This window comes from Candidatus Methylomirabilota bacterium (assembly GCA_035315345.1).
Classification (GTDB): Bacteria; Methylomirabilota; Methylomirabilia; order Rokubacteriales; family CSP1-6; genus CAMLFJ01.
On sequence record DATFYA010000042.1, the window covers coordinates 1 to 4,058 of the forward strand.

A 4,058-nucleotide genomic window follows, 5' to 3' on the forward strand; every position below is an offset into this window, starting at 1 on the left:
TCCCAGGCGTGCGCGTGCCCGGTGAACCCGTGCAGGAGGAGCAGGGGCGGACGGCCCTCGCCGCCCCAGTCGAGCACGTGGAAGCGGAGCCCGCCCACGGTGACGTGCCGGTCGATCGGACGCAGCAGGTTCATCGCGCCCTCGCGCTCAGAGCTGGATCCGCCCGGGACCCCGTGGTCCGCCCCGGCCGCCCAGGTCCGGCGGCATCCGGTCCGGGATCACGATGTTCGAGGACTGCTCGCGCCGCAGCTCCTGCAGCTCCCGGATCGCGCGCTCGACCGCGACCTTGGCCCCTGCCGCGAACTTCTCGGCCGCGTCGCCGAGCGAGGTGGCCTCGATGTCGAAGGTGATGGGCAGCGCGCCCACCGGCGAGAGGAGCTGCGCCTCGCCCACGTACAGGATCTGGCGGCCCAGGTCGATCGCCCCGTCGGTCTTCACCGGGGTCATCACCCGGATCACCCCGATGCGGCGGTCGGTGAACGTCTCCTCCCGGTAGAGGGCGTTCGGATCCATCCGGAGCTCCATGGTCTCGTCGGCCATCGGTCGTCCTTTCTTTCGTCAGGCGAGCTCGGCGCGGGCGCTCATGGCCACCGTGCCGTCGGGGGTCACGGCCCACAGGTCGCAGGCCCGCCCGTCGGCGGCCGGGCGGCCGCGCAGCTCGAAAGCGTCGTTGTCGAAGAGCGGGGCGCGGGCCTGCGTCTCGTACGAGCGAAACGTCCGGCCGGGCGCGTGATCCCGCGCGAAGTCGATCAGCAGGGTGGAGGTCAGCGGCCCGTGGACCACCAGACCGGGGTATCCTTCGCGGTCCGTCGCCCAGGGGCGGTCGTAGTGGATGCGGTGGCTGTTGAAGGTGAGCGCGGAGAAGCGAAACAGCAGGACCGGGTCCGGCGCGATCCGCCGGCGCCACGGCACGTCGTCGGGCGCGGGCTCGCGGCGCGGCGCCTGGTTGCGCTCGCCCGCCTTCACCTCCTCGCGGAAGACGGTTCGCCGCTCTTCCTCGATGGCGAGGGCATCGCCCGCGAAGATGCGCTGCACCACCGTCGCGAACACCAGGGTCCCGGTCCCGCCCGTCTTCACCGAGATGTCGGCCAGCTCGGTCTCGCGCCGCACCGTCTCGCCGATGCGGAGCGGCCGGTGAAAGCGGAAGCGCTCGCCCGCGAACATCCGGCGCGGCAGCGGCATCGGCGGGATCACCCCGGTGTCGACGGGGCTGCCGTCCGGCCGCAGCGCGTCGGGGCCGAACCGCGGCAGGAAGTAGAGGCACTGCCAGCCCGGCGGCAGCGGGTCACCCGGCTGGAAATCGGGCTCCCCTCGTCCGAACGTGAGATTGAGGAGATTCGCGGGCGCGGCGGTGACGGTGTCGGTGGCGGTCTCCCGCCGGCCGACGTGCGCCTTGAGGTCCTCCAGACCGGCGATCGTACTGACCGGCGTGCTCACGACTCGCTCACGCCGGCACCGGCGGCCGGCGGCGATGCCAGTCGGTCGCGCGCTGATAGGCGTGGCCCGCGCGCAGCACGGTGGCCTCGTCGAAGGGCCGCCCGGAGATCTGCATCGACAGGGGCAGGCCGCTGGTGGAGAAGCCGGTGGGAAGGGCGAGGGTCGGCAGCCCGGTGATGTTGAAGGGGCCCATGTTCGACTTGGCGAACGGGAAATCGGGATCGAGCACGACCTTGAACGCGGGGGCGGGCCCGAGCACGGTCGGGGTGATCAGCACGTCCACCGACTCGAGCGCGCGGGCGGTGTCCTCACGGATCTGCGCCCGCAGGCGCTGCGCCTGCACGTACTCGGCGGCGCGGAACAGCCCGCCCGCCATCAGCTTCTCGCGGAGCACCTCGCCGTACAGCTCGGGGCGCGTGCGCAGATCGCGCTCGTGATAGGCGTAGGCCTCGCTGAGCATGATCACCATGAACGACGGGGTGGCGTGGATGCTCGGGATCGCCACGTCGCGCACCGCGGCTCCGAGCCGGGCCAGCTCGCCCAGCGCCCGCTCGAAGGCGGCCACCGTCTCCGGCTCCACCTGGTCGAAGAAGTAGTCGCGCACCACCCCGACCCGCAGCCCCTTCACGCCGCCCTCGAGGCCGGCGAGGAAGTCCGGCACCGGCTCGCGCGCGGACGCCGGATCGGCCGGATCGTGTCCGGCGAGGGCTTGCAAGATATACGCGCAGTCCTCGGCCGAGCGGGCCATCGGCCCGGTGTGATCGAGCGTCCACGACAGCGTGACGACGCCGGCGCGGCTCACCCGCCCGTAGGTGGGCTTGAGCCCGCTGATGCCGCAGAAGGCCGCCGGCCCGCGGATGGAGCCGCCGGTGTCGGAGCCCAGCGAGCCGACCGTGAGCCCGGCGGCCAGCGCCGCCCCGGAGCCGCTGCTGGAGCCGCCCGGGATGTGCTCGAGGTTCCACGGATTGCGGGCGGGCGGAAAGCGATGACCGGGGAACTGGATGCCGAAGGCGAACTCGTGGGTGATCGCCTTGCCGAGCATGACCATGCCGGCCTGCTGCAGGCGTGCCACGCACGTGCAGTCGAAGTCGGGCACCCAGTCGGCGAGCAGCGCGGAGCCGGCGGTGGTGCGGATGCCGCGCGTCGCGTAGAGATCCTTGTAGGCGATGGGGATCCCGGTCAGCGGGCCCGCGTCGCCCCGCTTGAGCGCGGCTTCGGCGGCGCGGGCGTCGGCGAGCGCGCGCTCCGCGGTCACCGTGACGAACGAGGCGAGGTGCTTGTCGAGGCGCTCGATGCGGCCGAGCAGATCGGTCGCGTAGTCCACCGGGGACAGCTCGCGGCGGCGGAAGAGCCCGCCCAGCTCCCGGATGCCCGCGTAGCACAGCTCGTCGGCGCTCATGAGCCGCTCCCGTGCTGAGAATCGCCTCTCGCATCGAAGGTCACCGCCGGCTCGACGGTCCGCACGGTGCGACTGTCGAGGGCCCGGATCGGCCGGAGCGCGTTCATCAGGAAGCCGCGCACCATCGAGAGACGCGCCTCGGGGATCGGGAGACCGGCGAGGCGGGCGCGCTCCTTGACCTCGTCCAGCGTGACGTCAGCGGGTAGCTCGGCCATGAGAATTCTCCTTGTGGGCGACGGGCCATAGAGTAGACGGCTCCGAGCGCCAGAGCAACACGTCGAGCGGGCGCGGCCGAGGACTATGAGGGCCGAGCTCAGGCGCGAAGCATGGCGGCGGAGCGCTCCATGCGGTCGAGGCTCTCGGCGAGGGTCTCGCTGCGAAAGTCGAAGATCAGCTCGCTGACCCCGAGGGCCGCGAAGGCGCCGATGTCGTCGACGATGGCCTGCGGGCTCCCCGAGAACGGACGACGCTCGCGGCCGCCGTCGACGCCCTGCCCGGCGTCGTAGAGCGGCGCCTTGTAGGAGATGGTCAGCGTCGCGGGATCGCGTCGCTCCGCCTCGGCGAGGCGGCGCAGCTCGTCGAGCAACACGCGCATCTCGGCCGGACGAAGCGGCGCGGCCGGGTTGGCGCCCACCGGATGCCAGCCGTCGCCCAGGCGCGCGACCCGGCGGAGCGCGGGCTTGCTGTGGCCGCCGATCCAGATCGGGGGATGCGGCTTCTGCACGGGATGCGGCATGCAGTGGATCCGGTCGAAGCGATAGAACTCGCCGTGGAAGGACGCCGGATCCTCGGTCCAGAGGGTCTTGAAGATGCGGAGGTACTCGTCGCTCACCGCGCCCCGGCGGTCGAAGTCGGGCGCGGCGAGCGCCTGGAACTCCTCGCGCAGCCACCCCACCCCGACGCCGACGGTGACGCGGCCGCCCGACAGCACGTCGATGGTGGCGAGCATCTTGGCGGTCACCACCGGGTTGCGGTGCGGCAGGATCATCACGCTGCTGATGAGCCGCAGGGTGCGGGCCTTGCCCGCGATGAAGGCCATCAGCGAGAGCTGCTCGAGCGCGTCGCCCTGGCCGGGGAAGGCCCCGCTCACCGTGTAGGGATAGCGCGACCTGATCGTGACCGGGAACACCACGTGGTCGGCGATCACCACCGAGGCGAACCCGAGCGCCTCGCCGCGCGTGACCAGCGCCTCGAGCGCGTCCGGCCGCGCGGTCTCCCCGCG

5 protein-coding genes are annotated in these 4,058 nt (G+C 72.4%); all 5 read right to left on the bottom strand.

Annotated features, from left to right (window positions below):
* Window positions 1-147: 147 nt before the first annotated feature.
* Window positions 148-540: a hypothetical protein gene (locus tag VKN16_05210; GenBank protein HME93596.1), complete on the bottom strand. Its 393-nt coding sequence runs from the start codon at window positions 538-540 to the stop codon at window positions 148-150.
* Window positions 541-558: 18 nt separating this feature from the next.
* Entirely contained in the window at window positions 559-1,437 is an 879-nt protein-coding gene (locus VKN16_05215; GenBank protein ID HME93597.1) for a MaoC family dehydratase N-terminal domain-containing protein, read from the bottom strand.
* A gap of 7 nt (window positions 1,438-1,444) precedes the next feature.
* Window positions 1,445-2,836, bottom strand: coding sequence for an amidase (locus VKN16_05220; protein HME93598.1), 1,392 nt, complete (start codon window positions 2,834-2,836; stop codon window positions 1,445-1,447).
* Window positions 2,833-3,051 carry a hypothetical protein gene (locus tag VKN16_05225; GenBank protein HME93599.1) on the bottom strand — a complete coding sequence of 73 codons (219 nt, stop codon included), beginning with the start codon at window positions 3,049-3,051 and terminating at the stop codon, window positions 2,833-2,835. Before VKN16_05225 ends, VKN16_05220 begins: the two co-directional genes overlap by 4 nt.
* 98 nt (window positions 3,052-3,149) lie before the next feature.
* Window positions 3,150-4,058: TIGR03619 family F420-dependent LLM class oxidoreductase (locus tag VKN16_05230; GenBank protein ID HME93600.1), on the bottom strand; the 909-nt coding region annotated here is incomplete at its 5' end.